Here is a 23245-nt window from a genome sequence, read left to right as displayed (position 1 = left end):
ATAGTTGTGGATTTGTCATGTTGGCAACAGGTCGTGTCGTTCCTGTGATCTAACTGTGAGGGCTACTTCCGCGTCATTCCGGGGATGTAGCGGGGTAAAGCATAAGGCTCAACCTTCAAGTAGGTTGAAGGTTGAGCCTCCCCGACATTGGAATGGCACTGTGCTAATGGCGTTATCCACGGCCGGTAATGCACGCTGCTCGCGGCATTCAGCCCCAGCCGAGGCGGTGCAGAGTTTCGTCGTCGATGCCGAAGAAGTGCGCGACTTCGTGGATCACCGTGATGGTGACCTGATGGATCACTTCTTCCCGGCTGTGGCACATCTGCAGGATCGGCTCCTTATATAGGGTGATGCGATCCGGCATCGCCCAGCCTTCTGAGCCGCGCTCGGTGAGCGGTATGCCCTCATAGAGGCCCAGCAGCACGACTGAAGGGTCTTCCCATGACTGTGGCTGATATCGGTCCTCTACAAAGACCGCCACGTTGTCCAACTGCGCGGCAAGGTCTGCAGGAATGCTGTCGAGCGCCTCGGTGGTGGCGGCGTCGAACTCCTCGTCACTCATGGAGAAAGCCATGGCTTCATCTTATGAGGACCGTCCGGGTGTGCGAGTGCTCGGCGATCGATTTGCTCTGCGCGGGTGCTGGACCTAAACTTTTACAGGTTCCCACCAGGGATCGGGCCCCCATCGTCTAGCGGCCTAGGACACCGCCCTTTCACGGCGGCGGCACGGGTTCGAATCCCGTTGGGGGTACTCTGGTGAGACGGATCGGCGGGTCTGACTCGCAGGTCACGGTCTGAATCCGGCGGAAGTTGGATTTGGTCCGAAGGGGTGGAGCTGGTAAAGTTTCACTCCGTGCCTAGCGGCACACAGCAAGGCCCTGTAGCGCAGTTGGTTAGCGCGCCGCCCTGTCACGGCGGAGGTCGCGGGTTCAAGTCCCGTCAGGGTCGCTCCACTCTCTGTACAGAGGATCTGGCCGGAGAGCGAGTCGTCGCACTAGTCGGCGATCCTGGCTCTGTAGCTCAGTTGGTAGAGCGTTCGACTGAAAATCGAAAGGTCACCGGATCGACGCCGGTCGGAGCCACCTTTGCCCGCTATCGGGTGAGAAAACCCCTGGATCTCCAGGGGTTTTCTTGTGTCCGGGGGTATTTCCCAGCCCCCGCAGATCCGTCGGGGAACGGCGGCCGCCCAGGCCGGACCCGGTTCCCCGCTTGACGCCCTGGCGACAGGACTTACTAGACTCAGAACCCTGGCGTGCAGCTGTCCGCCGCTGGCGTTCTGGGAGTCTGATCCTTGATCGGATGCCCCGGGCGGCGCGCCGACCTTGTCATCTGGCCACAGTGGAGGGGGATCGTCATGGATCGTGTCGCTGAGCTCGAGGAGCAGGCAGCCGAGATCGCAGCAGCGGTGGGGAGGCTGCTTGCTGAGCGCGGGCTGACTCTCGCCGTCGCGGAGTCCCTGACCGGGGGCAAGCTGGCGGACCCCTTCGCCGCGGCGAAGGGGTCCGGCGAGTGGTTCGCTGGTGGCGTTGTGACCTACCAGACCATGTCGAAGCACCGCGTCTTGAATGTGCCTGAGGGGCCGGTGATCTCCGAGGAGGCAGTCCGGAGCATGACCCAGGGTGTCACTGCCATGTTCGACGCCGATGCCGGCGTCGCTGCCAGCGGGGCGGGAGGTCCGGAGGGCCAAGAGGGTCAGCCCCCTGGGACCACCTGGTTGGCGGCCTCGGTGTCCGGCACCACGACGACAGAGCTGCGGCATTTCTCCGGAGAGCCCCCCGAGATCCTGGCGCAGACCCAGCTGTACTGCCTGCGCCTGCTGCACTCTCTCCTAGCCGCAGCTTGATGGAACTGCCCAGAAGACCTTCACCGGCGGCTCCGGCGCGAGCTGTCACTGAGTAGCGCGAGTCGGCCCGTCTCCTCCAGGGCTGAGGAGCCCCAGGAGAAGACGGGCCGAATTCGCGCGTCGTGTGCCGGACCGGCGGCTCAATTCTTGATGTAGTCGTTGGGGTTCAGGACGAACTTCTTGGCCGCACCCCGATCGAATTCCGCATAGGCGGCCGGCGCGTCTGCCAGCGATATGGCGGTGGCCTTCACTGCCTTGGCGATCTGGACCTTCTCCTGGAGGATCGCCTGCATCAGGTGACGGTTGTACTTCATCACCGGGCACTGGCCGGTGGTGAAGGACAAGGACTTGGCCCATCCCAATCCTAGTCGGATCGAGAGCGAGCCCACCTGGGCGGCTGCGTCGACACCACCGGGGTCTCCGGTGACGTAGAGTCCGGGAATCCCCAGCGCGCCCCCGGCCTCGGTGAGATCCATCAGAGAGTTCAGCACCGTCGCCGGAGCTTCTGTCGCCGAATCGGCGCCGTGTCCGCGCGCCTCGAAGCCCACTGCGTCGACACCGCACTCCACTTCCGGCACCCCGAGGATCTGCTCGATCTGGTCGCGGGGGTCACCTTTGGAGACGTCCACGGTCTCGCAGCCGAACGAGCGGGCCTGAGCGAGGCGTTCCTCGTTGAGGTCCCCGACAAGCACCGCGCCCGCGCCCAGAAGCTGCGCACCCACGGCAGCGGCGAGGCCCACGGGCCCTGCACCGGCGATGTACACCGTGGATCCCGGCCCGACGCCGGCGGAGTAGGCGCCGTGGAAACCGGTGGGGAAGATGTCCGAGAGCATGGTCAGGTCGAGGATCTTCTCCAGCGCCTGATCACGGTCTGGGAACTTCAGCAGGTTCCAATCGGCATACGGGGTGAGGACATACTCAGCCTGCCCGCCGACCCACCCTCCCATGTCCACATAGCCATAGGCGCTGCCTGGGCGATCTGGATTGACGTTGAGACAGATGCCGGTCTTGCGCTCCTTGCAGTTGCGACACCGCCCGCAGGAGATGTTGAACGGCACCGAGACGATGTCGCCGACCTTGATGAACTCGACGTCAGGGCCCACTTCGACGACTTCGCCGGTGATCTCGTGCCCGAGAACCAGCCCAGCCGGTGCTGTGGTCCGCCCGCGCACCATGTGCTGGTCGGAGCCACAGATGTTCGTGGCGACGGTCCGCAGCACGGCGCCGTGCGGCACCTTGCGTCCGATGTTGGCGGGATTGACACCGGGGCCGTCCTTGAGTTCAAAGTCCGGATAGGGGGTATCGATGACCTCCACGACTCCCGGGCTCTTATACGCGATTGCTCTGTTCTCAGACATTGCTATCCTCTCGGTGGACCGTGATAGGCGGACTGCCTCACATACCTCAAGTCTCCATCTGGGTGTGACGCGCCTCAATGACCTGTGCGGTGGGCTGTAGCCCTACCTTCGGGTAGGTCCTGTCAGTAGTATTCGGATCATGGAACGCGTCACCCTCACCGACGGTCTGCTCCACCAGCTCTTCGACGTCCTCTCCTCGCCGCTGGGTTCGATCGTTCGCAGCCTCTCTGACTTGTTGAGCCCGTTGGTGACCCATTCGGCACTGATGGTCTTCACCGCCGACGCCAGTGGCGGTCGTCTGCAGTGCGCAGGCGACCCTGCGGTCCATCGCGGGGTGCGTGGGCTCGATCTGGACCAGCTCCGCAGGGTGGCCGGAGGCGTGGAGGGCGTCCAGCCGACAGCCCTGAGGATCGGGGACGCCGAGCGCTCGGCTCTTCAGGTGCAGGCGCGCAACGGATCGCTCCTGGTGATCACCGACCCAGGCCCGCTGACAGATGAGCAGCGGCTTCTCGACGTCTGGAACATCGTCTCGCTGCATGTGCAGGAGCACGCAGACGAGGCGGGCCCGGACTACCTCCGTCACGCACGCTCCAGCGCCGGGGTGCGCCTGCAGGCACTCGGTGAGATCCAGGACGAGTATTCAGCGACCTTGGACGGGATCCTGGCCCCGCTGCGGGCTGGGCGGTTGTCGGACGCCTCGGCGCGGGACGCTGCCATTGCCCGATCCGCAGCGGGGCTGGATCGACTTCGGATGCTCAGCGGACAGGCAAGCGCAGTGGCGCAGGAGCCGGCGACGCTGGCCTTTGCGCGCTTGAAGGAGGAGCTGTGGTCCGCGGCCCGCTATTGGCACGTGGAACTGGAGTTCGTGGAGCCGACTCAGGGACACCACCCGGTTCCCGATGACATCGCCCGCGGCGCCCGGGCCGTGGTCCACCGGATGATTCTCCGTCGCGTGGAGAGCCCGGGGATCACCCGGGTGCGGGTGCAGTGGGACTGCGACGGAGTCCAGCTGGTCGTCCACGTCCGCGACGACGGCGAGGGTGGGCCCACGGATCAGGAGGCGCTGCGCCAGATCGCCGAGCAGCGAGTCCAGGCCCTCAGGGGCCAGCTGTCGGTCATCTCCACGACAGGCTGGGGTGCAGAGCTCTCAGCACTGCTCCCGCTGGACCCTCCCCTGGTGGGACGCTCCACCGCGGCCATCGCGGAGCTGCGTCCTCGGGAGAAGCAGGTGGCGAACCTGCTGGCATCGGGCAGCAGCAATCGCAGCATCGCCGAAGAGCTGGGCATCAGCGAGAACACCGTGAAGTTTCACATCTCTCGGATTCTGCACGCCCTGCAGGCAGACTCCCGTGCGGAGGCCATTGCCGTGCTCCTGACCGAGCCATAGGCCCTGCCCAGGCGTCCAGGCGTCCAGGCGTCCAGGCACCCCGGTGCCGGGTGGCAACGTCCCGGCGCCCGGCGCCCGGCTGAGACGCGCCCGCATGGCCGACGTCCTCGGTTGTCACTGCCGCAGGGCGTCCTCGAGAATCCGCGCCTGGGGGAGCGAGAAGTGGTCCTCTCCTTCGGGGAACTCAGCCCGCACCTGCTCGAAACCCTGTTCGCGGTACCAGCTGGAACCCTCCTGAGCTGCGGTCAACGCGTCGAATGGGGCGTAGGGGACGCTGCCGTCGTCCAGGGTCCCGGTGATCCAGGTCAGATCGAGGGATGCTCGCTGCTCAGCCGTCGGTTCCTCGCGCAGAGCCCCCGGTGAACCGCCACCGCCGATCATCACGGCGCCGCCGGTCACCACCTGAGGGCTGCGCGGAAGCACCCCGTAGGAGATCATCTCTGCACCGCCGGAATATCCCATCCACCAGACGTCTTCGGTGTCCGGGGCGTAGGTCTCAAGGACGCGTGCGCTCAGCAGGTCCTGCAGCCAGGGAAGGTTCGTCGAGATGTCTTCCCACCATGTCTCCTCACCGTTCACATCGGGGGTCAGCGGAGCCAGCAACATCATGTTGTGAGACGCGGCGACTGCAGCGAGGCAGTTCAACAGGCCATCGGGCTCGGCATACTCAGCCCCACCGTCACCGTGGAGTCGAACCACCACGCCCACGGGCTCATCGAAGTCCACGTCCCGGGTGTAGAGGTGGTAGCCACTGGTGACACCGTCGGCGGTGAACTCCTCGTCCAGCTGCACCGCGCCCTCTGCACCGGCGGCCTCATTCTCGGCCCCACTGACTGGTTCCGGGTCCGCCCGAGGGTCCGGTGACGAGATCCCATGTTCTTCACACCGGGCCGGGCCCGCCGCGCCCGCCTCGGGGTCCTGGTCCTGACTCAACGGCACCGTCGGGCCGAAGAACACGAGAAGCCCCAGAAGCACGAGGATCACCGCGAGCACGGCCGCGACCAGCACCGGGAGTCGTGCTAAACCTCTGGTCATAGCTGCAATCCTTGCCGTTGCGCCGCCGGGCGGCTCCGCGGGTATGCGGAGACACCAGCCGATCGGGCTGATGGGGTTCCTGCATCGGCCCGAGGGCTTCTGCGAGAAGTGTAAGAGATTGTGGTGGAGCAGGAGCGAGAGCCCTGCAACGAGGAGCACCGAGGTTTCATGGCTCAGGGCCGATCCGGGAGCTGAGCCCCGAACAGCCAGTCCCGCAGCAGGGCCCCCGCCGGGTGCCCTGTCACTCGCTGCGCGTGTGCCAGGAACTCTGCGGTGGACACGGTTCCGTGACGATTCAGTGCCGTCCAGGAACGCAGGGTCTGAAAGAACCCGTCGTCGCCCACATGGCATCGCAGGGCATGAAGGGTGAGGGCTCCACGCAGATAGACCCGATCGTCGAACATCTCCGGCCCGCCGGGGTCGGCCAGCACGATGTCCTGCGGCATCGATGCCAGCTGTTCGTAGGCCGCGTCTGCCCGTGAGTTGGCCTCGGCCTGGCCGGAGGCCTCCGACCAGAGCCACTCGGCGTAGCTGGCGAAGCCCTCGTTGAGCCAGATGTCAGACCATTGATGCGGGGTCACCGAGTTGCCGAACCATTGGTGGGCGAGCTCATGGGCGATCAGGCGCTCCGAGTTCCATCCCGCGCCCAGATGGTTCGGTCCCAGAATCGAGAGCGGTTGGGATTCGAGCGGGATCTCCAGATCGTCATCGGTGACGACCACCCCGTAGGAGTCGAAGGGGTACTCGCCGAAGTGCTTCTCGAAGACCGTCAGCATCGCATGCTGCTTGGCCAGGGCGTTCTGGCCCTGTCGCCAGAGGTGGTCCCCACAGGCCAGGCGGAGCGGGACCCTCGCGGATGTGTGGGTCTTGCTCTGCAGCGGGCCACGCCGGTACTGCCCAATCTGCACCGTTGCCAGGTAAGTCGCCAGTGGGACTCTGGACTCCCAGGCCCACACGGCTCGGCCGTCGCCTGGGGTGCAGTGCAGGAGTTCGCCGTTGCTGATCGCTGTGTAGTCCGCGTCGACCTCGATGCTGCAGCGCCAGGTGGCCTTATTGCCGGGGTGATCGTTGCAGGGGAACCAGGTGGCAGCCCCGTTTGGCTGCCCCGCCACCAGCACGCCGTCGGTGAGCTCCTCCCAGCCGACTTCGCCCCAGGGCCCCTTCTGGACTCGGGGCTTGCCGGAGTAGGAGACCTCGATGATGACCGCGTCCTCAGCCGCCAGCGGGCTGCGCAGCACCAATTTCGTGCGGGTCTGTTTGAAGCGGACCGCGCTGCCGTTGAGCTGCACCTGGCTGACCTTCAGGCCTCGCAGGTCGAGTGCGAGGGTGGACGTGTCGGTGAGCACCTGCCCGTGCAGCACGGCCACCCCGACGAGTCGGTTCGAGTAGACGTCATAGTCCAGCGTGAGGTCATAGTGATCCACACGCAGTTCAGCCGACCCAGAGGTCGGGGTATAAGGGTCGGGCTGGATCATGAGCGGGACACGCGTCCTTTGCGAAGATCATCAGAGTTGGGCTCGCAGCCTCAAGAACTGCGAAAGGGTGTGAAGATGGGGTCATCCGTTCCTGGTCGGTGTGCAACGGGTTCAAGGCCTCAGGAGGCGCGACGATGGAGTGGACCTATAGCTCCGGCGGCAGCGCCGACTCGATCGTCCTCGCCTTGGTGGCCGAGGCGCACAGTGTCGACCCTGCTCGGGTGGAACTTGTCCCTCGCCGTGGGGCACCGGAAGCGAGGATCGCCGGCAAGCGGGTAGAGGTCTCCAGATCGCGTTCTCACGGGTGGATTGCGGCAGCCTGCGCCGGCCCCGGCGAAGCCAGCTCCCTGGGCATCGACATCGAGCTGGTCGATCCCTTCCTGCGTTCGACGACGCAGCCGGCGGGGTTCGCGGAGGTGATTCTGGCGCCGGAAGAATCTCCGTGGTTCCGTCTGACCGAGGGCCTTGACGACGCCGATCGACTCTACTGGCTGCTGCGCACCTGGGTGCGAAAGGAGGCGGTGCTGAAGTCGCTGCATATCGGCTTCGACGTCGGGCGTGGGGGTCTGCACCCTACGGCCGTGGTGCTCAACGAGCCCTGGGAGCCCCCGCTCTGTCTGAGTCATCCCGCAGTCACGCTGACCGACTTGCCGCAGAACTCTCACTCTGCGCTCGACGTCCGGGAGGGTCTGCCCGTGATGCTTGCCCTGGCGGAGAACTCCGGACCGCTTCTGGACCCTCGCCGCTGAGGCGGCCGCTGAGCTCGCCGCTGCGTCAGATGCCTCAACCGGGCGGCGTCGAAGCTGAGTAGAGGTCGCTAGTGGTCCTGGCCCTCGGAGTGTTTCCGAGGCTCTCTGGCACCCTCCTGGGTGCCCGAGCTCTCGGTCTTCTGCCGCCACCGTTCCTTCACGTCCTCGGGGAGGTCTTCCCATGGCTCCGCCTCCGACATCATCAGACCGGCAAGCAGCTTTCGTCGTTCGTCGTAGAGTGCTCTTGCTGCTTCGTCCCGGTTACTGCGCACGCACCCCTCCGGCACCCTGGAAAACTCATGTCAGAAGTCGTGCGCCCGTGGCAACGCCAGCTTCTCGGTGCCAGTGTAATGGACCGGAAACCGCAGGCTCTTCCGCCTTGCTAGCCAGGCGCCTTTCGCTGGATCCGCGTATAGACCCGATCCCGGACAGCGCGGGTGGCCACAGTGACTCCGCGCTCCAACGGGCCGGAATCCTTGAAATGCAGCCAGATCATGGCGAAGCCTACGGCCGCCGTGGTCTGCACGATGAACGACGCCCAGGGGGCCTGAGCGAGCAGACCAGTGGCCAGCAGCAACAGATGTGCGCTGTACAGGGTCAACGTCATACTTCCGATGGCCGTCAACGGCCGGAGTGCGCGCCCGGCGAACCTGCCGATCAGAAGCATCGCGCCGAGCGCGGCAGCCGCGACTCCCAGAGAGTGGAACACCTCGAACGGGGCGGCGGTGTACGGTGCCAAGACGGTGAGCCACCACCACGTCGTCGTCGGAAGCTCCGGAAGCGGCCCCCAGATGAGGAAGTCTTGGATCTCGGTCGCAGACCACGGGGTGGCGGCCATCAGCTGCTCCCGACCCCCCAGTGGGCCCTGGAGCAGAGCAGAGGTCAGCCAGGCGCCCAAGGCGGTGAGGACGCCAGCGGCGAAGAGTCGGAGTGCGGTGCGCTTGTCCCGCAGGTCCAGACGGCCCAGGGCGAGTCCCGCACAGACGTAGGCCATCCACGGGATGACCGGAAAGCTGCCGGTGAATAGCACCACGCTGAGGAACGTCACCGGTTCGGTGAACAGGGTGGTCAGGGTGGGGTCGTAGCCGGAGAGGTCAGGAAGGACGTCTCGCGTGAGGTGCACGAGGATGGGGCCCAGCACTGCGATGCCGACGGCGAGAGCCGCCAGGGCTCTGGCTGAGAGCCGAAGCAGCGGGATGGCCAGGAGAAACATGACCCCGTAGTACACCAGGATGATCGCCGCAGGGGGATCCACAGCGGCGAGCAGCATCCCCAGGACGGCGATCAGGGCCGCCCGGACGAGAAGACCAGCTCGGGAAGCAGTCAGCGCGCCTCCGCTGAGCGGGCGGGAGCCACCGGTCAGGAAGGCCAGCGTGAGTCCGGCCAGGAGAGCGAAGAGTGTGGCTGCCACGCCGGAGAACGCAGACCAGACGAGGGTCGGGTCTCCGTCCTCATTCCAGGACGGAAGGATATGGATTGCCATCATGCCCAGCAGCGCGAGGCCGCGAGCCGCATCGACCCCGGTGAGGCGGCGTCTGCGCGTGCCTCCTGGCGCAGCCCCGGCGGACGTAGGAGTGGCGGGTACAGTCGCGGGGGACCTGCTGCGCGTGCCTCTCACGGCAGTCCCAAGCTCAGAACGGGCCCGGTTCGGCCAGAGTCGGCGTCGCGGACCTCCGCCGCTGCCGCGGGGCGATGCGGGATCATCCGATCCGAGATGTCGGAAGCGACCAGGTCCAGTGAGAGCTGCTGTCTCTGTGACTCGTCCAAGTCCACCAGAGGCAGCCGCACCGGGCCGCCGGGCAGTCCCTGCATAGCCAGGGCTGCCTTGACCGACGCGGCCGCGGGAGCCCGGAACATCCCCTCGTAGACGGCGAGCAGCTGGCGGTGGATCCCCGCTGCCTGCGCCGTCCGGCCCTGCAGGTGGCACTGCCGCAGGCAGCGCAGCAGATCCGCGGCGACGTGCCCGACGACCGAGACGAAGCCGACCGCGCCGATCGAGAGCAGCGGCAGGTTCAGCACATCTTCCCCCGAGTAGTAGGTCAGACCGGTGTGCTGCATGACCCAGGAGCTCGAGGCGAGGTCACCTTTGGCGTCCTTGACCGCGATGATCCGCGGGTGCTCCGCGGCGGCCAGCAGGGTCTCGCGATCGATGGCCACGCCAGTGCGACGCGGGATGTCGTAGAGCATGACCGGCAGCGAGGTGCTCTCGGCGATGGCGGTGAAGTGTCGCAACAGACCCGCCTGACTTGGACGGCAGTAGTACGGCGCGACCACCATCAGCCCGTCGGCATCGGCGCCCGCGGCCGCCTGCGCCAGCTCGATGCTGTGCTGGGTGCTCGCCACACCTACCCCGGCGATCACCGAGGCCCGGTCTCCCACCGCGGCGGAGACGGTCCTGATCATGGCCGTCTTCTCTGCATCCGTGGTGCTGATCGACTCGCCGGTGGTGCCGTTGACCACCAGACCGTCGCTCCAGCCGTCGCGGGTGAGCCAGCGCGCGAGGTCGCGGGCACCTTCGAGGTCCAGCTGCCCGAACTTGTCGAAGGGGGTCACCATGGCCGTCATGACTGTCCCGAACTGCGGGGTGATTCGGAACCTGAGATCGGGTGTCAACTCCATCGTGTCTCCTTCTTCTGTGCCAGCTGTGCCAGCTGTGCCAGCTGTGCCTTCAGTTCGCTCAACGAGTTGCCCCGGAAGCTGCCAGGGATTCCCGAGTTCCGAGGACACCGACGGTGCGTCGGATCGGATTGCCGTTCCACGTGGTGGAGCCCGGGATGCTCTCCGAGCGCATCACCAGCGAGCCCGCACCGACACTTGCATGAGGGCCCAATGAGCTGCCGGGAAGCACGATGCTGTTCGGCCCGAGGGAGGAGCCTTCCTCGAAATGGACCCGGTCCAGGCGCATGATGCGGTCGTGGAAGAGGTGTGTCTGCAAGACGGTGCCGCGGTTCACCGAGGCGCCCTTGTCGAGTCGGATCAGGTCGAACTCCGGCAGCCACCAGGTCTCGCACCAGACGCCGCGTCCGATCTTCGCGCCCATCCCACGCAGCCAGAGGTTCAGCAGCGGGGTTCCCAGGCTCATTCGAATCAGACCGGGGACAGCGAGGGCCTCGGAGAAGCAGTCGGCCAGCTCATTGCGCCAGACGAAGGAGCTCCACAGCGGCCGCTGCGTTGCTTTGAACCGACCGACCAGGAGCCATTTAGCGAGCATCGCGATGAGTGCGGCGGCGATCCCGCTGGCCAGCAGCACCGGGCCGGAGAGTGCCACGGCGGTGAGGAAGCCGTAGCTGGTGTAGACCAGGGAGAGTACGTAGACCGTGGCCAGCGCCAACCACGCCGTGATGAACATCGGCACGATGCGGCACAGCTCGACGGCTGCCCGAGCAACCTTGAGCCGACGCGGCGGATCATAGGTCAGCGAAGCATCGACGTTCTCTGCCGCCCGGGGCAGCTCGATCGGGGGATTGCCGAGCCACAGGGAGTTCAGCGGCATCTCTTTGGGTGCCGTGGAGAGCACGGCGACCAGTGAGTTGGAGGGCATCCTCTGATTGGGTCCCAGGATGGCCGAATTGCCGAGGAACGCCTTCTGGCCGACGCTGCCGCTCTCCAGTCGCAGCTGGCTGTGGCGGACGTACTTGGAGGAGACCAGGGAATGGTCGGCCAGGAATGACTTGTCCCCGACGCTGGTCAGATGAGGGATTGCCTCCACTGTGGCGGCTTCCACGTCCTTGCCCACGTGTGCACCGAGCAGGCGCAGCCAGGAGGGGGTGAGCATGCTGGAGTAGAGCGGGTACATGTTGATCAGCGACTTCGACATCAGGCGTCCCGACATCCAGGCCGCCCACGCCGGAAGACTGTGCACCGAGTGGATGCCCCGAGGCATGAGCCGGCCCATCAGTCGGACCGAACCAGCGAGCAGACCGAGGTAGGTCACCACCGTGATCACGATGAACACTGGGGTCCACGCGGCGAGCGTCCACAGGGCAGGAACCAGCGCCTCATAGCCTGAGATCAGGAACAGCATGAGCGCCGCTCCCGGCAGGGGTGCCAGCAGAGCGAGCAGTCCCAGCATCAGGAGCCCGATCGGGTACATCAGCGCGATGCCGAGGTGTCCCCGGGCTGCGGGCTTACCGGCCTCCGGCCAGTCCTGACCGGAGACGCCGATCCGCTGCAGCGGGGAACCGGCCCAGTGCTCGTTCTCGGGGACCATGTCGGTGACCACGCTGGCGGGTGCGATCTCAGCGTTGGCGCCGACCACGGCTCCGCCCTGCAGGGTGGACCTGGTGCCGACGCGGGCATTCTCACCGATCCGCACGACTCCGATGTGCAGCTCATCGCCTTCGAGCCAGTGACCGGCGAGGTCGACGTCCTGCTCGATGGAGGCCCCGGATTCTATTGCGGCGAGACCGGTGACCGGGGGGAGGGCATCCAGGTGGACATCCTTGCCGACTCCAGCGCCCATGGCGCGTGCGAAGGCTGGTGCGAAGGGAGTTCCCATCAACGCGTCCAGCTGGCAGAAGGTCACAATCCGTTCTGCCGCCCACAGCCGGACATGCACGACCCCGCCACGCGGGTAGATGCCTGGTCTGACGCGGTAGAGCAACACCCGGGCCGAGCCGATCGCTGCGAGTGCCCGGGCGGGCAGGCTGAAGAGCAGCAGCCAGGCGATGATCGTGGGGACCAGGGGTGGGTTCGGCACCCATGGTGTCTCCCCGATCTGGAACAGCACCAGACAGACGATGGCGATCCCGGTCACGTAGCGCAGTCCGATGATGCTGTAGAGGCCGGCGATCAGTGGCATCTGGAGGAATCCGGTCCAACGGGGAGTGGGGCGCGTGGTGCGCTCCACGGAAGTTCTGGGATCCAGCTGACGGAGATGCGAGGACATCGCAGAAAGCGTGGGGTGGGCGTAGAGATCCGCGATCGACACGTCCGGGTAGCGCTTGCGCAGCGTGGAGACGAGTTGTGCGGCGGTCAGGCTGGAGCCGCCCAGGGCGAAGAAGTCGCTCTCGGCAGTCAGTGGCACAGGCCCCAGTAGTCCGGTCCATCTTTCGGCGAGCCAGACGAAGTCCGCGTGCAGCGCAGTGGCCGCGGCCGCCGCGCTCGGGTCTGCCGGCAGCGGCCAGGGGAGCGCCTTGCGATCCACTTTGCCTGATGTCTTCACCGGGAGCTCATCGATCACTGCAAGTGCAGGGACCAGCCGCCCGGGAAGCTTCTCGCTCAGCGCGGCGCGCGCCTGAACCAGGTCGATGGTCTTCCCGGAGGCGGGTACCAGGTATCCGGCGAGGATCCCGTTGCCATCAGGGCTTTTCTGCACGGCGCTGGCGCCAGCGGCGACGTTGGCCAGATTGCTCAGCGCGTCGTCGACCTCACCGAGCTCGACCCGCTGACCGGCGAGCTTGACCTGATCGTCGGCTCTGCCGACGAAGATCAGACCGTCCATCTCGGCGCGGACCAGATCCCCGCTGCGATAGGCGCGGGGCCAACCGAGCGTCGTCATCGGTGCGTACTTCTCGGCGTCCTTCACCGGGTCCAGGTAGCGTCCCAGCCCGGCTCCGCCGATGACCAGCTCACCGACCTCGCCCCAGGGCACCGGCTGGTCCTGGGCATCGACGACCGCCAGCTGCCAGCCGCGCAGCGGAAGCCCGATGCGCACCGGCCCTGACCCATCGACCAGGGCGCCGCAGGAGACGACCGTGGCCTCAGTGGGGCCGTAGGTGTTCCAGACCTCCCGGCCGGGGGTCGCCAGACGTGCCACCAGTTCCGGCGGGCAAGCTTCCCCGCCGAAGATCAGCAGCCGGACGTTCTTCAGAAACTCGGCGGGCCACATCGCAGCCAGCGTCGGCACGGTCGAGACGGCCGTGATGCCGCGCTCAGCCAGCCAGGGTCCGAGGTCTTCACCTGAACGGACGACTTCACGCGGTGCCGGCACGAGGCAGGCGGCGTAGCGCCAGGCCAGCCACATCTCCTCACAGGAGGCGTCAAAGCTCACCGAAAGCCCGGCCAGGACCCGATCCCCCGGTCCCAGCGGAGCATCGACGCAGTACACAGAAGCCTCGGCGTCCACGAATGCCGCCGCAGATCTGTGTGAGATCGCCACCCCCTTGGGCTTTCCGGTGGACCCTGAGGTGAAGATGATCCAGGCATCGTCGTCGCCGTTAGGGGGGCGGTCTTCTCCGCGCGGGGGTGAATCAGGCAGCAGGCGCACGTTGAGACCGGACTCGATCACGGCCGTGACGCTGGCTTCCTTCCACACCAGCCGCGCACGTTCCTGGGGCTCATCGTGGTCCACCGGCACGTAGGCGGCGCCGCGGTACAGCGCCGCGAGGATGGCGATGTAGAGCTCCACGGTCCCGGAGGGAACCCGGATGCCGACTCGATCACCCGTGCCGATGCCTGCTTCCCGCATGGCCACTGACACCTTCTCGATGCGATTCAGGACATCGAGGTAGGTCAGCTGGACCACGCCGTCGTCGAGCGCGGTCGCATCAGGGAAGTTGTCCACGCTGTGAAAGAAGATGTCCAGCAGAGTGCGCGGGGCGGTGACGGCTCCGCCGGAGTACACGGCAGTTGAAGGTGCAAGTTTGTTCCAACTCCCGATGGGTCTCGAGGCGCCAGCCGGGGCGGTCAGTGCAATGACCTCACCCGGTGACTCCGCATGCAGATCTGGGGCGGCGGGGGGCTTGAGTGCAAGGTCCGGGGTCGCCGTGGGGAGGGCCTTCGGCGAGCCTTCGTATAGAACCATAAATCACCTTTTCGGCTGGAAAAGTCGGCACCCGATCGTGACTTAGGCACGACTTAGGGCTTCCGGTTCCGCAGGACGGACCGGTTGTAACAGGGGATACGCCGGCTACACGGGTCTCATTCATCACCGGCGTGAAAACTTTGGAGCCGGCTGGCGGCGAGCCGGGGTTCGGGCGGCTTCTGTTGGGGGCGGCGGGCCGAGCGTGGCACGCTATGGATCTGATCGCTTCGAGCGATGCGCAGCAATATTGATGCGATTGCAAAACCTGTATCGTCCGTAGATCACTTCGTAATAATTGTGAGATATGTCACATCTTGTGATATTCAACGGCGGACGGATACGCTACAAGAGGTTCTCAGCACTTAAGGACCGTACCGGTCTGACATCCTTGCACCGGATGCGCCCGGGGCCCAGAAAGGTCTCCACCACATGTCTGTTTCTCCGCCCGTTTCACGGAGCATCTCGAGAAGGTCGGCGGCACGCGGCGCCGGTCCTTCTGGCGGGCAGAGTCGAGCGTCCCACCAGCTCGCGCAGCGACACGGGGTCGGAATGCTGCGAGCTCGAACAGCATTGGCGGAGTCCTTCCAGGCCCTGCTGATTCAGGGGGGTGCCCGCCATGGATTCAGCAGGTGAGGACATTCCCTTCGACGTGCGGGAGGCCTTTGCCGCGCACGGCGGGGCGCTCTTCGCGTTCGCGCTCAATGCGCTCGGTGACCGGTCCGAGGCGGAGGACTGCGTCCAGGAGGCCTTCATCCGCGCCTGGCGGAACCGAGATCGCTACAGCAGTTCTCGTGGTTCGGTCAGGACCTGGCTCTTCGCCATTGCGCGGAACCTCGTCATCGATGCTCTGCGTGCTCGCGCCCGACGACCCGCCCCCTCGGACCCGGAGAAGATCGAGTGGGCCAGTGAACCCGTGGCCGAGGATCTGCTCATCGTCGAGAGGCTGGTCCTCTATGAATCCTTGGCCACACTCACCTTCGAGCATCGAGAGGTCATTTTCGCTGTTCAGCTCAACGGCGTAGGCTACGAGGAGCTTTCGGAACAGACGGGCGTTCCGGTCGCGACCTTGCGGACGCGGATGTACTACGGGCTGAGATCACTGCGGAGGGCACTGGGGGGTAATGCTCACGATGGGGGAAATGCCGTCGCGGCGCGAGGAACTGATCGCAGGGGCACTGACGGGCAGTCTCAGTGACGCCGAGTGGCAGGAACTGGACCAGGCCCGAGCCGCAGACCCGACGATCGACGCGGAACTCGCTGAACTCCGCGCAACAGCTTCGCGTCTTGATGCCGCCGACCTGAGCTGGCGAGAAGAGGCTCTGCCAGCGTCGCTTGAAGAACGCATCCGCGCTGCGACCTCAGAGTCAGAATCAGAACGGGACGGCGAAGACGGACGCTCCTCCTCCGATCTCTGACGCGCATCGAGGGTCATCCGGCTACTGAGATCCCATCGGTGGTCCTGCTGTGGCCGCGATCGTGCATGCCTGCCGCTTGCTGGACCGAGCCGCAGGGTTTGCAGCGCGCTGACCTGCGCTGAGAACGCTCGACGCCTCAGGATCGGCTCGTATAGGTTGAGCATGACGCGGAGCGACCGCACAGCACAGGAGGCGCCATGACTCAGCATCCAGGCCAGAACGAACCGTCTGAAGGCGAGAACCCGGAGAAGGCCCACTCGCCGGAGAAAGGCACTGATTCGCCAGGCCACCAGCCCACCACCCCCCTGGGTGATCGGCCCGGGGATGCCGGAGGTCCGGGCCGGCCGGCAGCGCCAGGCCCCGCCCAGGCCGGCCGGCAGCCACAGCAGCCCGATCACCCCGGTCAGTCGACCCCAGCGGGTGAGCCCGGTCCTGGTCCCTACGGCCGGCCAACCTCGCCGCAGCAGGCTCCTGGTGCGGGCGCCGGGGCGGGTTACGGGCAGCCCCGGGGCGGATATCCGGGTCCAGGCCAGTCCGGGCCCGGTCAGTCGGGTCCGGGCCAGTCCGGGCGCCCGCAGTCGGGCCAGGATCAGCCTGGTCAGCCGCGGCCGGGTCAATCCGGTCAATACCCGGGTCAGCCCGGTCAGTACCCGGGTCAGCCCGGTCAGTACCCGGGTCAGCCCGGCCAGCACCCTGCTCAGCCCAGCCAGTACCCGGGTCAGCCGGGCCTGACCGGACAGTACCCGGGACCGAGCTATCAGCAGCAGCCCTATCCACAGCCGCCACAGTCTCAGCGTCCCGGCGCCCCGAGTAAGAATGCGGTCGAGGGCAAGAACTTCTTCGCGGCCCTGTTCGACCTCTCCTTCCAGAGCTTCGTGACGGTGAAGTTCGCCAAGTTCATCTATGTGCTGCTGATCGCGTTCGTCGTGCTCGGGTATCTGGTCGTGGTGGCCTCCGCATTCACCGAGGGTCCCGGGGTGGGACTGCTCGCGCTGCTGTTCGGCTGGATACCGGCGGCGTTCTACGTGATCCTGATCAGGATCACCCTGGAGTTCATGATTGCGCTGGTCCGCACCTCGCAGAACACCGCCGGCACCCGCTCGGAGATCGAGGCGCTGCGTTCCGAGTTGAAGGACCGGGGCTGAATCGCCCGGCAGCTGCTGCCTGAGGCCGGATACGACGACGGCGCCTGACTCTCCGCGCGGAGGATCAGGCGCCGTCGTCGTCGGGGCTCAGGATCAGCTCAGCTCCACCACCACAGGGGCGTGGTCCGAGGCGCCCTTGCCCTTGCGCTCCTCGCGGTCGATGGAGGCCGTGCTCACGCGTTCGCTCAGCGCGGGGGAGCCCAGCACGAAGTCGATTCGCATGCCCTCCTTCTTCGGGAAGCGCAGCTTGGTGTAGTCCCAGTAGGTGTAGACCCCGGGACCGGGCGTGTGTGGGCGGACGACGTCGGTGTACCCGCTGTCCAGGAAGCTCTGGAACGCTTCGCGCTCGGCGGAGGAGACGTGTGTGAGCCCCTGTTCGCGGAAGAAGTCGATGTCCCAGACGTCCTCGTCCTGCGGGGCGATGTTGAAGTCACCCATCAGCGCGATCTGGGCCTGCGGGTCCTTGTTCAGCCAGGACTGGGCGTGATCGTTGAGCTGACGCAGCCAGGCGAGCTTATAGCTCATGTGCTCATCCTCGAGTGAACGGCCGTTGGGCACGTAGAGACTCCAGATGCGCACGTCGCCGCAGGTCGCAGCGATGGCGCGTGCCTCCTGGATCGGGTCCTTGCCGCCCTTGCCGAAGACCGGCTGGTCTTCGAAGGTGCGCTCCACATCCTTCATGCCTACACGGGAGGCGATCGCCACACCGTTCCACTGGTTCAGGCCGAAGTGCGCCACGTCGTAGCCGTTGGCCTCGAAGAGCTCCCAGGGGAAGTTCTCGTCCTTGCACTTGGTCTCCTGGATCGCCAGGACGTCCACGTCAGAGCGGTCCAGCCAAGCCTCGACCCGGTCGGCCCGGGCCCGCATCGAGTTCACATTCCATGTCGCAATCCGCATGGGCTCAAAACTACCAGCGGGGACCCGCCGCTCGGCCCTCCGCTCAGGCGAGCTCGTGGCTCACCGGATGCGTCTCACAGAGCGATTCACGCGGAGCGGCTCAGCCGTGGCGCCACCAGTCGTCCTGAATGGACACCGGGACAGTGCGCTTATGACGGGTGCGCAGGTAGTGCTTCTCCAGGATCTCGGCCTCGCTGTCCGGGATCTCGCTGCCCTCGAGGTAGTCATCGATGTGGTCGTAGCTGATGCCGAGCTCGGTCTCATCGAGCTGACCAGGGCTGTCATCGAGCAGGTCTGCCGTGGGTGCCTTGGACCAGAGGGTCTCCGAGGCGCCGAGGTGCTTCAGCAGCTGGCGGACCTGCCGCTTGTTCAGAGTGAACAGCGGGAGGATGTCCGCGCCGCCGTCGCCGTATTTAGTGAAGAACCCGGTGATGGACTCGGCGCCATGATCGGTCCCCACGACCAGCAGGTCGTGCTCACCGCCGATGGCGTACTGCACCGTCATGCGCAGCCGGGCCTTCACATTGCCACGGTGGTAGTCCTTCATGGCGCGGCCGAAGGCCTCGTCGAAGGCGATGTTCACCCCGGTCACGGCCTTTTCGATGTTGAAGGTGTGCGTCTGATCTGGGCTGATGAACTCCAGCGCGGTGGCGGCGTCGTCGGCGTCGTGCTGGACGCCGTGTGGAAGCCGCACCGCGTGGAACTGTGCCGGGTGGCCCTGATCGCGCAGCTTCTGCGCCGCGAGCTGGCAGAGCCTGCCTGCCAAGGAGGAGTCCACGCCACCGGAGATGCCGAGCACGAAGCCCTGGGCTCCGGCTGCTCGGGCGTACTCCACGAGGAAGTCGACGCGCCGACTGACCTCCTGCGCCGGGTCGATCTCGGGCTTGACGCCCATCTCTTCCACGATGTCTGTCTGAAGCTCACGCATGGCCTGAGTCTACCCAGGCGCAGGTTTCACTCAGATGACTGGGGCCTGTGTGTTCGCAGAATCCCGCGAGGGCCGAGACTGCAGGCGGTGCGCCAGGCATGGTTGTCGCGCCGACCTGCTGGGTAGGCTGAATCGACACCGCGGTGCAGCCCGGAGGGGGAACCTGTGATGGCCTCAGAAGAGATGTCCGGTTCGGAGCCGCGAGGCTCTGCGGCCGAATCCCGGGCAGGGGTCGAGGATTCCTCCAAGGCAGACTTCGGTGCCCGGTACCGGCGCTGGGACAGGGCCACCGAGCTCCCGTTGGCAATCGTGGCGTTCTCCTTCCTGCTGGTGTACGCCTACCTCGTGCTCGCCAATACCCGGCCCACTGAGACCCCATGGCCGGCGGTCTACCTGCTCGTCGTCTGGTCGATCTTCGTGCTGCACTACGTGATCAGCCTGGTGCTGGTGCAGCAGCGGGGGCGCTGGTTCGTGACCCATCTGCATGAGCTTGCGATGGCGGCACTGCCGTTCCTGCGCCCGCTGCAGCTGCTGCGCCTGGTCAAGGTGGTCGCGGTGCTGCACCGCACGGTGGGATCCGCCCTGCGCGGACAGGTGTCGGTCTACGTCGCCGGCGTCGCGGCGATGCTGCTGCTGGTTGCCGCCCTGGGAGTTCTCGATGCGGAGCAGAACGCGCCCGGGGCGAACATCACGGGTTTCGGGGACGCGCTCTGGTGGGCCTTCGTGACCATCAGCTCGGTGGGATACGGCGACCACTATCCGGTGACCGGGATGGGAAGGCTCGTCGCCATCGGGCTCATGTTCTCGGGGATCGCGCTGATCGGCTCGGTCACGGCCACGATCGCCTCCTGGTTCGTGGAGCGCATCGTGCGGGCCCAGCATCAGGTCGCCCACCCTGAGAGCACGGTCGAGCCGGTCAGGAGAGGTGGGGGATCCTCCAGGGGTGGGTCTGAGTCAGCCCCGGGCGAGGGGTCGCAGCCTGGTCCGTAGCTAGGATGGGTCCCATGACTGAGACTGCCGCCGGAACTCCGCAGCCCGCCGACCAGCCCGCCGATCATCGCGCAGGCCACGCCGCCGATCGCCAGCGCCTGAAGGAGCTCATCGGTGAGCTCGCCGTGGTGCGCGGGAAGGTCACGCTGTCCTCGGGCAAGGAGGCCGACTACTACATCGATCTGCGTCGGATCACGCTCCAGCACGAGGCCGCCCCGCTGGTGGGGCGCGTCATCCGCACTCTGCTCTCCGAGGCCGGGATCAACTACGTCGCTGTGGGTGGGCTGACCATGGGTGCGGACCCGGTGGGCACCGCGGTGATGCACGCCGCCGCGCAGGACGGGGTGGCCACCGACACCTTCGTGGTGCGCAAGGCGCAGAAGTCTCATGGCATGGGACGTCAGGTGGAGGGGCCGAGCGTGGAGGGCCGCAAGGTCGTGGTCCTGGAGGACACCTCCACCACCGGCGGGTCCGCGCTGACCGCAGTGGACGCCGTGCGGGCCGCCGGGGGGATCGTGCAGGCGGTGGCGGTGATCGTGGATCGTGACACCGGCGCCAAGGAACACATCGAAGCCACGGCGGGAGTCCCTTATCTGTTCGCGTATTCCAAGAACGACCTCGGACTGGACTGACCCCTCCTTCCATTGACGGTGATCGATAAAAGCGCCTAAGCTCGCTATATCGAACATTGTCGATGCATCCCGCGGGCGCACCCGCGCCCGTTGGATGCACCCGGAGATGGAGCCACCATGGAGTCCTCACCCGCCAGCCTCGCTGAGCTGCCCGTCGTCGTCGTCGGGGCTGGTCCCTCGGGGCTGGCCGCCGCCGCCCACCTGCTCGAGAACGGCCTGGAGCCGCTGGTCCTGGAGGCCGGGCCCCAGGTGGGCGCCGCGATCCGAGAATGGGGACATATCAAGCTCTTCTCACCCTGGCGGTACAACATCGATGCCGCCGCGGCGAAGCTGCTCGAGCCCACCGGGTGGGAGCCTCCGCGTGCCACGGCGCTGCCCACCGGCGCCGAGCTGGTGCGGGACTATCTCGAACCGCTGGCCAGGACGCCGGAGCTGGGAGACCGGATCCGCACCGACCACCGGGTGCTCGCGATCAGCCGTGGAACGCGGGACAAGACCCACGTGGCTGCCCGCGCCGGCCAGCCCTTCGTGCTGCAGGTGGCGCACTCCGGACAGGTGCTCCAGCTCCAGGCCCGCGCGGTGATCGACGCCTCAGGAACCTGGGGCACCCCGAACCCGATCGGGTCCGCCGGGCTGCCGGCGCTGGGGGAGGACCACCCCGCAGTGGCAGCGCGGCTGCTGGGATCGCTGCCCGATGTGCTCGGCGCCCAGGCGGCGCGGCTGCGCGGTCGCCACACCCTGGTGGTGGGGGCCGGGCACAGCGCCATCAACACCTTGCTCAATCTCGCAGCGCTTCGGCGTGAAGATCCTGCGACCAGGATCAGCTGGGCCATTCGCGGGGCATCGGCCGAGCGGGTCTACGGCGGCGGGGACGCCGACCAGCTCCCCGCACGAGGTGCGCTCGGGCAGCGGCTGCGCCGACTCGTGGAGGGAGGCGAGATCACCCTGGTCACCGAGGCCGAAGTCCACGCGCTGAGTGTCGCAGAGTCGAGTGATCGGGAGTCGGGCGTCCGGGAGTCGGGTGGTGATCCCGACGACGACGCAGCCCTCCCCGCTCTGGAGGTCGCCCTCGCCGATGGTCGCCGGCTCCGGGCGGATCACCTCGCCGCTGCCACCGGATTCCGACCGCAGCTTCAGATGCTGCGCGAACTCCGGTTGGAACTCGACCCCGCCGTGGAGTCCCCGCGGCGGCTGGCCACGCTGATCGACCCTGAGTTCCATTCCTGCGGCACCGTTGAGGCCCATGGCGCGGACGTGTTGGCGCACCCGGAGGAGGGCTTCTTCCTGGCCGGGATGAAGTCCTATGGCCGGGCGCCGACGTTCCTGCTCGCCACCGGATACGAGCAGGTGCGTTCCATCGCGGCGCACCTGGCCGGTGCGGACGCGGCCGCCGCTGCCCGAGACCTGAACCTTCCCGAGACCGGCGTGTGCTCCGGCGTCGGCGCTCCTGATCCCGAGGAGTCGCCGTCCTGCGGCGTGCCGGAGCCCAGCTCGCCCGCGCAGAACCAGGCACAGATGCCGGCGTCGTCCTGTTCCAGTCCCGCGCCCGAACCCGTGGCGGCAGGGTCACGCATCGGCGCCTCCACCGGCGTGCTGCACGGCCGCACCGGCTGAGCTCCGCGCGACCGGGCGCTGACCGCGCGGATCTGCCCTTCCAATCGAGCTCCCCGTGCATCCATAGTGCAATTTGACCGCCGATTCTGGCGTTCCTTGATCGAAAACCTGCACAGATTGCACATTCGATGCGCCAAACGGCCCCTAGGCTGAGCAGATGCCTTCCGCACCCGATTCAGTCTTCGCTGATATGCGCCTCGCCGAGGTTTACGACGCCCTGGACCCGGACCGAAGCGATCTCGACGAGTATGAGGCAGCTGTTGTCGACGAGTTCGGCGCCGAGAGCGTGCTTGACCTCGGCTGTGGGACGGGAACCTTCGCGCTCCGACTCGGTGCGCGCGGCCTGCGCGTCACGGGGGTAGACCCCGCGCGCGCCTCGATCGAGGTCGCGCGGCGGAAGCCTGATGCGGACTCCGTCGCCTGGGTTGCGGGCACACTGTTCGACGCTCCTTTCGCCACGGTGGATGCCATCACCATGACGGCGAACGTCGCGCAGGTCTTCCTCGAGGATCGAGATTGGGCTGAGGTCCTGGAGGCTGCCCACGCCAGATTGAAACCCGGCGGTGTCCTGATCTTCGAGGCACGGCGTGCAGAAGACCGTGCCTGGGAGCGATGGACGCGGGAGCTCAGCCACCACACCGCCGAGGTGCCCACGATCGGGATGCTGGAGCGATGGGTGGAGGTGGCGGCCGTAGAGGGGGAGCGGGTCACCTTCGATCAGCCGACGATCTTCCACGCCGACGGCGCGAGGGTCGATTCCACCTCGACGTTGCGCTTTCGCAGCCGCGAGGCGATCGAGGACTCGCTGAACCGGGCAGGATTCCGCATGGTGGGGGTGCGCGATGCTCGCTACGCTCCGGGGCGGGAATGGGTGTACTTCGCCGTGCCTGGGCCGACAGCGCGGCTCCGTTCCTGATGTGCTGAGCGCCCCCCCCGCCATCGATTGTGCAATTCGACCGCGCCGCGGGACGTTCTGGGTCGGAAAACCTGCACGAATTGCACGCTCGATGACAGGTTGTGGATAACCCGATC

General features: G+C 66.6%; 19 protein-coding genes and 3 tRNA genes. 12 read left to right on the top strand and 10 right to left on the bottom strand.

Annotation, left to right across the window (positions count from 1 at the left end; translation table 11 throughout):
• Positions 1–208 precede the first annotated feature (208 nt).
• Positions 209–562: a metallopeptidase family protein gene (locus HNR24_RS08970; RefSeq protein WP_375139272.1), complete on the bottom strand. Its 354-nt coding sequence runs from the start codon at positions 560–562 to the stop codon at positions 209–211.
• A 116-nt stretch (positions 563–678) separates the two neighbouring features.
• On the opposite strand from HNR24_RS08970, the gene HNR24_RS08965 reads away from it, so the two are divergent.
• The 4 genes from HNR24_RS08965 to HNR24_RS08950 all read left to right on the top strand — a co-directional run bounded on the left by HNR24_RS08965 (position 679) and on the right by HNR24_RS08950 (position 1843).
• Positions 679–751 (top strand) — tRNA-Glu (locus HNR24_RS08965).
• 123 nt (positions 752–874) lie between these two features.
• Positions 875–948: transfer RNA gene (locus tag HNR24_RS08960), tRNA-Asp, on the top strand.
• A 61-nt stretch (positions 949–1009) separates the two neighbouring features.
• Positions 1010–1082 (top strand) — tRNA-Phe (locus HNR24_RS08955).
• A 272-nt stretch (positions 1083–1354) separates the two neighbouring features.
• Entirely contained in the window at positions 1355–1843 is a 489-nt protein-coding gene (locus HNR24_RS08950; protein WP_058888045.1) for a CinA family protein, read from the top strand.
• 140 nt (positions 1844–1983) lie between these two features.
• Here the strand turns inward: HNR24_RS08950 and fdhA are convergent, their stop codons facing one another.
• Complete coding sequence (gene fdhA / locus HNR24_RS08945; protein ID WP_058888046.1) at positions 1984–3201, bottom strand: formaldehyde dehydrogenase, glutathione-independent; 1218 nt, start codon at positions 3199–3201, stop codon at positions 1984–1986.
• 139 nt (positions 3202–3340) lie between these two features.
• On the opposite strand from fdhA, the gene HNR24_RS08940 reads away from it, so the two are divergent.
• Positions 3341–4588 (top strand): helix-turn-helix transcriptional regulator, encoded by a 1248-nt coding sequence (locus HNR24_RS08940; protein ID WP_058888047.1) that lies wholly within the window; start codon positions 3341–3343, stop codon positions 4586–4588.
• Positions 4589–4702: 114 nt separating this feature from the next.
• On the opposite strand, the gene HNR24_RS08935 is transcribed toward HNR24_RS08940, so the two are convergent.
• Positions 4703–5623 (bottom strand): alpha/beta hydrolase, encoded by a 921-nt coding sequence (locus tag HNR24_RS08935; RefSeq protein ID WP_157075368.1) that lies wholly within the window; start codon positions 5621–5623, stop codon positions 4703–4705.
• A gap of 173 nt (positions 5624–5796) precedes the next feature.
• Entirely contained in the window at positions 5797–7098 is a 1302-nt protein-coding gene (locus tag HNR24_RS08930) for a M1 family metallopeptidase (protein WP_182495611.1), read from the bottom strand.
• Between the two features lie 134 nt (positions 7099–7232).
• On the opposite strand from HNR24_RS08930, the gene HNR24_RS08925 reads away from it, so the two are divergent.
• Positions 7233–7847: a 4'-phosphopantetheinyl transferase family protein gene (locus tag HNR24_RS08925; RefSeq protein WP_058888050.1), complete on the top strand. Its 615-nt coding sequence runs from the start codon at positions 7233–7235 to the stop codon at positions 7845–7847.
• Between the two features lie 68 nt (positions 7848–7915).
• Here the strand turns inward: HNR24_RS08925 and HNR24_RS08920 are convergent, their stop codons facing one another.
• The 4 genes from HNR24_RS08920 to HNR24_RS08905 form a co-directional block, all read right to left on the bottom strand.
• Positions 7916–8119 (bottom strand): hypothetical protein, encoded by a 204-nt coding sequence (locus HNR24_RS08920; protein ID WP_157075369.1) that lies wholly within the window; start codon positions 8117–8119, stop codon positions 7916–7918.
• Between the two features lie 110 nt (positions 8120–8229).
• Positions 8230–9333, bottom strand: coding sequence for a heparan-alpha-glucosaminide N-acetyltransferase domain-containing protein (locus HNR24_RS08915; protein WP_083504674.1), 1104 nt, complete (start codon positions 9331–9333; stop codon positions 8230–8232).
• A 128-nt stretch (positions 9334–9461) separates the two neighbouring features.
• On the bottom strand, positions 9462–10466 hold the full coding sequence (dapA, locus tag HNR24_RS08910; protein ID WP_182495610.1) for a 4-hydroxy-tetrahydrodipicolinate synthase: 1005 nt from the start codon (positions 10464–10466) through the stop codon (positions 9462–9464).
• 58 nt (positions 10467–10524) lie between these two features.
• On the bottom strand, positions 10525–14412 hold the full coding sequence (locus HNR24_RS08905; protein ID WP_310735417.1) for a Pls/PosA family non-ribosomal peptide synthetase: 3888 nt from the start codon (positions 14410–14412) through the stop codon (positions 10525–10527).
• 796 nt (positions 14413–15208) lie between these two features.
• On the opposite strand from HNR24_RS08905, the gene HNR24_RS08900 reads away from it, so the two are divergent.
• Together HNR24_RS08900 and HNR24_RS08895 are read left to right on the top strand one after the other, a co-directional pair.
• A complete protein-coding gene (locus HNR24_RS08900) occupies positions 15209–15787 on the top strand; it encodes a sigma-70 family RNA polymerase sigma factor (protein ID WP_083504721.1) in 579 nt (192 codons plus the stop codon).
• Between the two features lie 417 nt (positions 15788–16204).
• The gene (locus tag HNR24_RS08895) at positions 16205–17152 is read left to right on the top strand and encodes a DUF4282 domain-containing protein (protein WP_058888052.1); all 948 of its coding nucleotides are present in this window, start codon (positions 16205–16207) and stop codon (positions 17150–17152) included.
• 93 nt (positions 17153–17245) lie between these two features.
• Here HNR24_RS08895 and HNR24_RS08890 read toward each other — a convergent pair whose 3' ends face one another.
• Entirely contained in the window at positions 17246–18049 is an 804-nt protein-coding gene (locus HNR24_RS08890; protein ID WP_058888053.1) for an exodeoxyribonuclease III, read from the bottom strand.
• Between the two features lie 100 nt (positions 18050–18149).
• The gene (gene nadE / locus HNR24_RS08885) at positions 18150–18977 is read right to left on the bottom strand and encodes an NAD(+) synthase (protein WP_058888054.1); all 828 of its coding nucleotides are present in this window, start codon (positions 18975–18977) and stop codon (positions 18150–18152) included.
• A gap of 168 nt (positions 18978–19145) precedes the next feature.
• Here nadE and HNR24_RS08880 point away from each other — a divergent pair, with 168 nt between their 5' ends.
• From HNR24_RS08880 to HNR24_RS08865, 4 genes are all read left to right on the top strand, one after another.
• Positions 19146–19967: a potassium channel family protein gene (locus HNR24_RS08880; protein ID WP_083504676.1), complete on the top strand. Its 822-nt coding sequence runs from the start codon at positions 19146–19148 to the stop codon at positions 19965–19967.
• Positions 19968–19981: 14 nt separating this feature from the next.
• Positions 19982–20599 carry an orotate phosphoribosyltransferase gene (pyrE, locus tag HNR24_RS08875; RefSeq protein ID WP_083504677.1) on the top strand — a complete coding sequence of 206 codons (618 nt, stop codon included), beginning with the start codon at positions 19982–19984 and terminating at the stop codon, positions 20597–20599.
• A 117-nt stretch (positions 20600–20716) separates the two neighbouring features.
• The gene (locus tag HNR24_RS08870) at positions 20717–22213 is read left to right on the top strand and encodes an NAD(P)-binding domain-containing protein (RefSeq protein WP_182495608.1); all 1497 of its coding nucleotides are present in this window, start codon (positions 20717–20719) and stop codon (positions 22211–22213) included.
• A 157-nt stretch (positions 22214–22370) separates the two neighbouring features.
• Positions 22371–23129: a class I SAM-dependent methyltransferase gene (locus HNR24_RS08865; protein WP_058888057.1), complete on the top strand. Its 759-nt coding sequence runs from the start codon at positions 22371–22373 to the stop codon at positions 23127–23129.
• Positions 23130–23245 lie beyond the last annotated feature (116 nt).

Origin of the sequence: Nesterenkonia sandarakina (assembly GCF_014138825.1) — a bacterium.
Taxonomy (GTDB): domain Bacteria; phylum Actinomycetota; class Actinomycetes; order Actinomycetales; family Micrococcaceae; genus Nesterenkonia; species Nesterenkonia sandarakina.
This window is presented reverse-complemented; position numbering and strand designations above follow the sequence as displayed.

Excerpts from the sequence above, each read along its gene's own strand:
- HNR24_RS08950 (WP_058888045.1), top strand. The coding sequence starts at position 1,355 with ATGGATCGTGTCGCTGAGCTCGAGGAGCAGGCAGCCGAGATCGCAGCA.
- pyrE (WP_083504677.1), top strand. The coding sequence starts at position 19,982 with ATGACTGAGACTGCCGCCGGAACTCCGCAGCCCGCCGACCAGCCCGCC.
- HNR24_RS08900 (WP_083504721.1), top strand. The coding sequence starts at position 15,209 with ATGGATTCAGCAGGTGAGGACATTCCCTTCGACGTGCGGGAGGCCTTT.
- HNR24_RS08925 (WP_058888050.1), top strand. The coding sequence starts at position 7,233 with ATGGAGTGGACCTATAGCTCCGGCGGCAGCGCCGACTCGATCGTCCTC.
- HNR24_RS08880 (WP_083504676.1), top strand. The coding sequence starts at position 19,146 with ATGGCCTCAGAAGAGATGTCCGGTTCGGAGCCGCGAGGCTCTGCGGCC.
- dapA (WP_182495610.1), bottom strand. The coding sequence starts at position 10,466 with ATGGAGTTGACACCCGATCTCAGGTTCCGAATCACCCCGCAGTTCGGG.
- HNR24_RS08895 (WP_058888052.1), top strand. The coding sequence starts at position 16,205 with ATGACTCAGCATCCAGGCCAGAACGAACCGTCTGAAGGCGAGAACCCG.
- HNR24_RS08865 (WP_058888057.1), top strand. The coding sequence starts at position 22,371 with ATGCCTTCCGCACCCGATTCAGTCTTCGCTGATATGCGCCTCGCCGAG.
- HNR24_RS08930 (WP_182495611.1), bottom strand. The coding sequence starts at position 7,098 with ATGATCCAGCCCGACCCTTATACCCCGACCTCTGGGTCGGCTGAACTG.
- nadE (WP_058888054.1), bottom strand. The coding sequence starts at position 18,977 with ATGCGTGAGCTTCAGACAGACATCGTGGAAGAGATGGGCGTCAAGCCC.
- HNR24_RS08890 (WP_058888053.1), bottom strand. The coding sequence starts at position 18,049 with ATGCGGATTGCGACATGGAATGTGAACTCGATGCGGGCCCGGGCCGAC.
- HNR24_RS08940 (WP_058888047.1), top strand. The coding sequence starts at position 3,341 with ATGGAACGCGTCACCCTCACCGACGGTCTGCTCCACCAGCTCTTCGAC.
- HNR24_RS08970 (WP_375139272.1), bottom strand. The coding sequence starts at position 562 with ATGAGTGACGAGGAGTTCGACGCCGCCACCACCGAGGCGCTCGACAGC.
- HNR24_RS08870 (WP_182495608.1), top strand. The coding sequence starts at position 20,717 with ATGGAGTCCTCACCCGCCAGCCTCGCTGAGCTGCCCGTCGTCGTCGTC.
- HNR24_RS08935 (WP_157075368.1), bottom strand. The coding sequence starts at position 5,623 with ATGACCAGAGGTTTAGCACGACTCCCGGTGCTGGTCGCGGCCGTGCTC.
- fdhA (WP_058888046.1), bottom strand. The coding sequence starts at position 3,201 with ATGTCTGAGAACAGAGCAATCGCGTATAAGAGCCCGGGAGTCGTGGAG.
- HNR24_RS08915 (WP_083504674.1), bottom strand. The coding sequence starts at position 9,333 with ATGATGGCAATCCATATCCTTCCGTCCTGGAATGAGGACGGAGACCCG.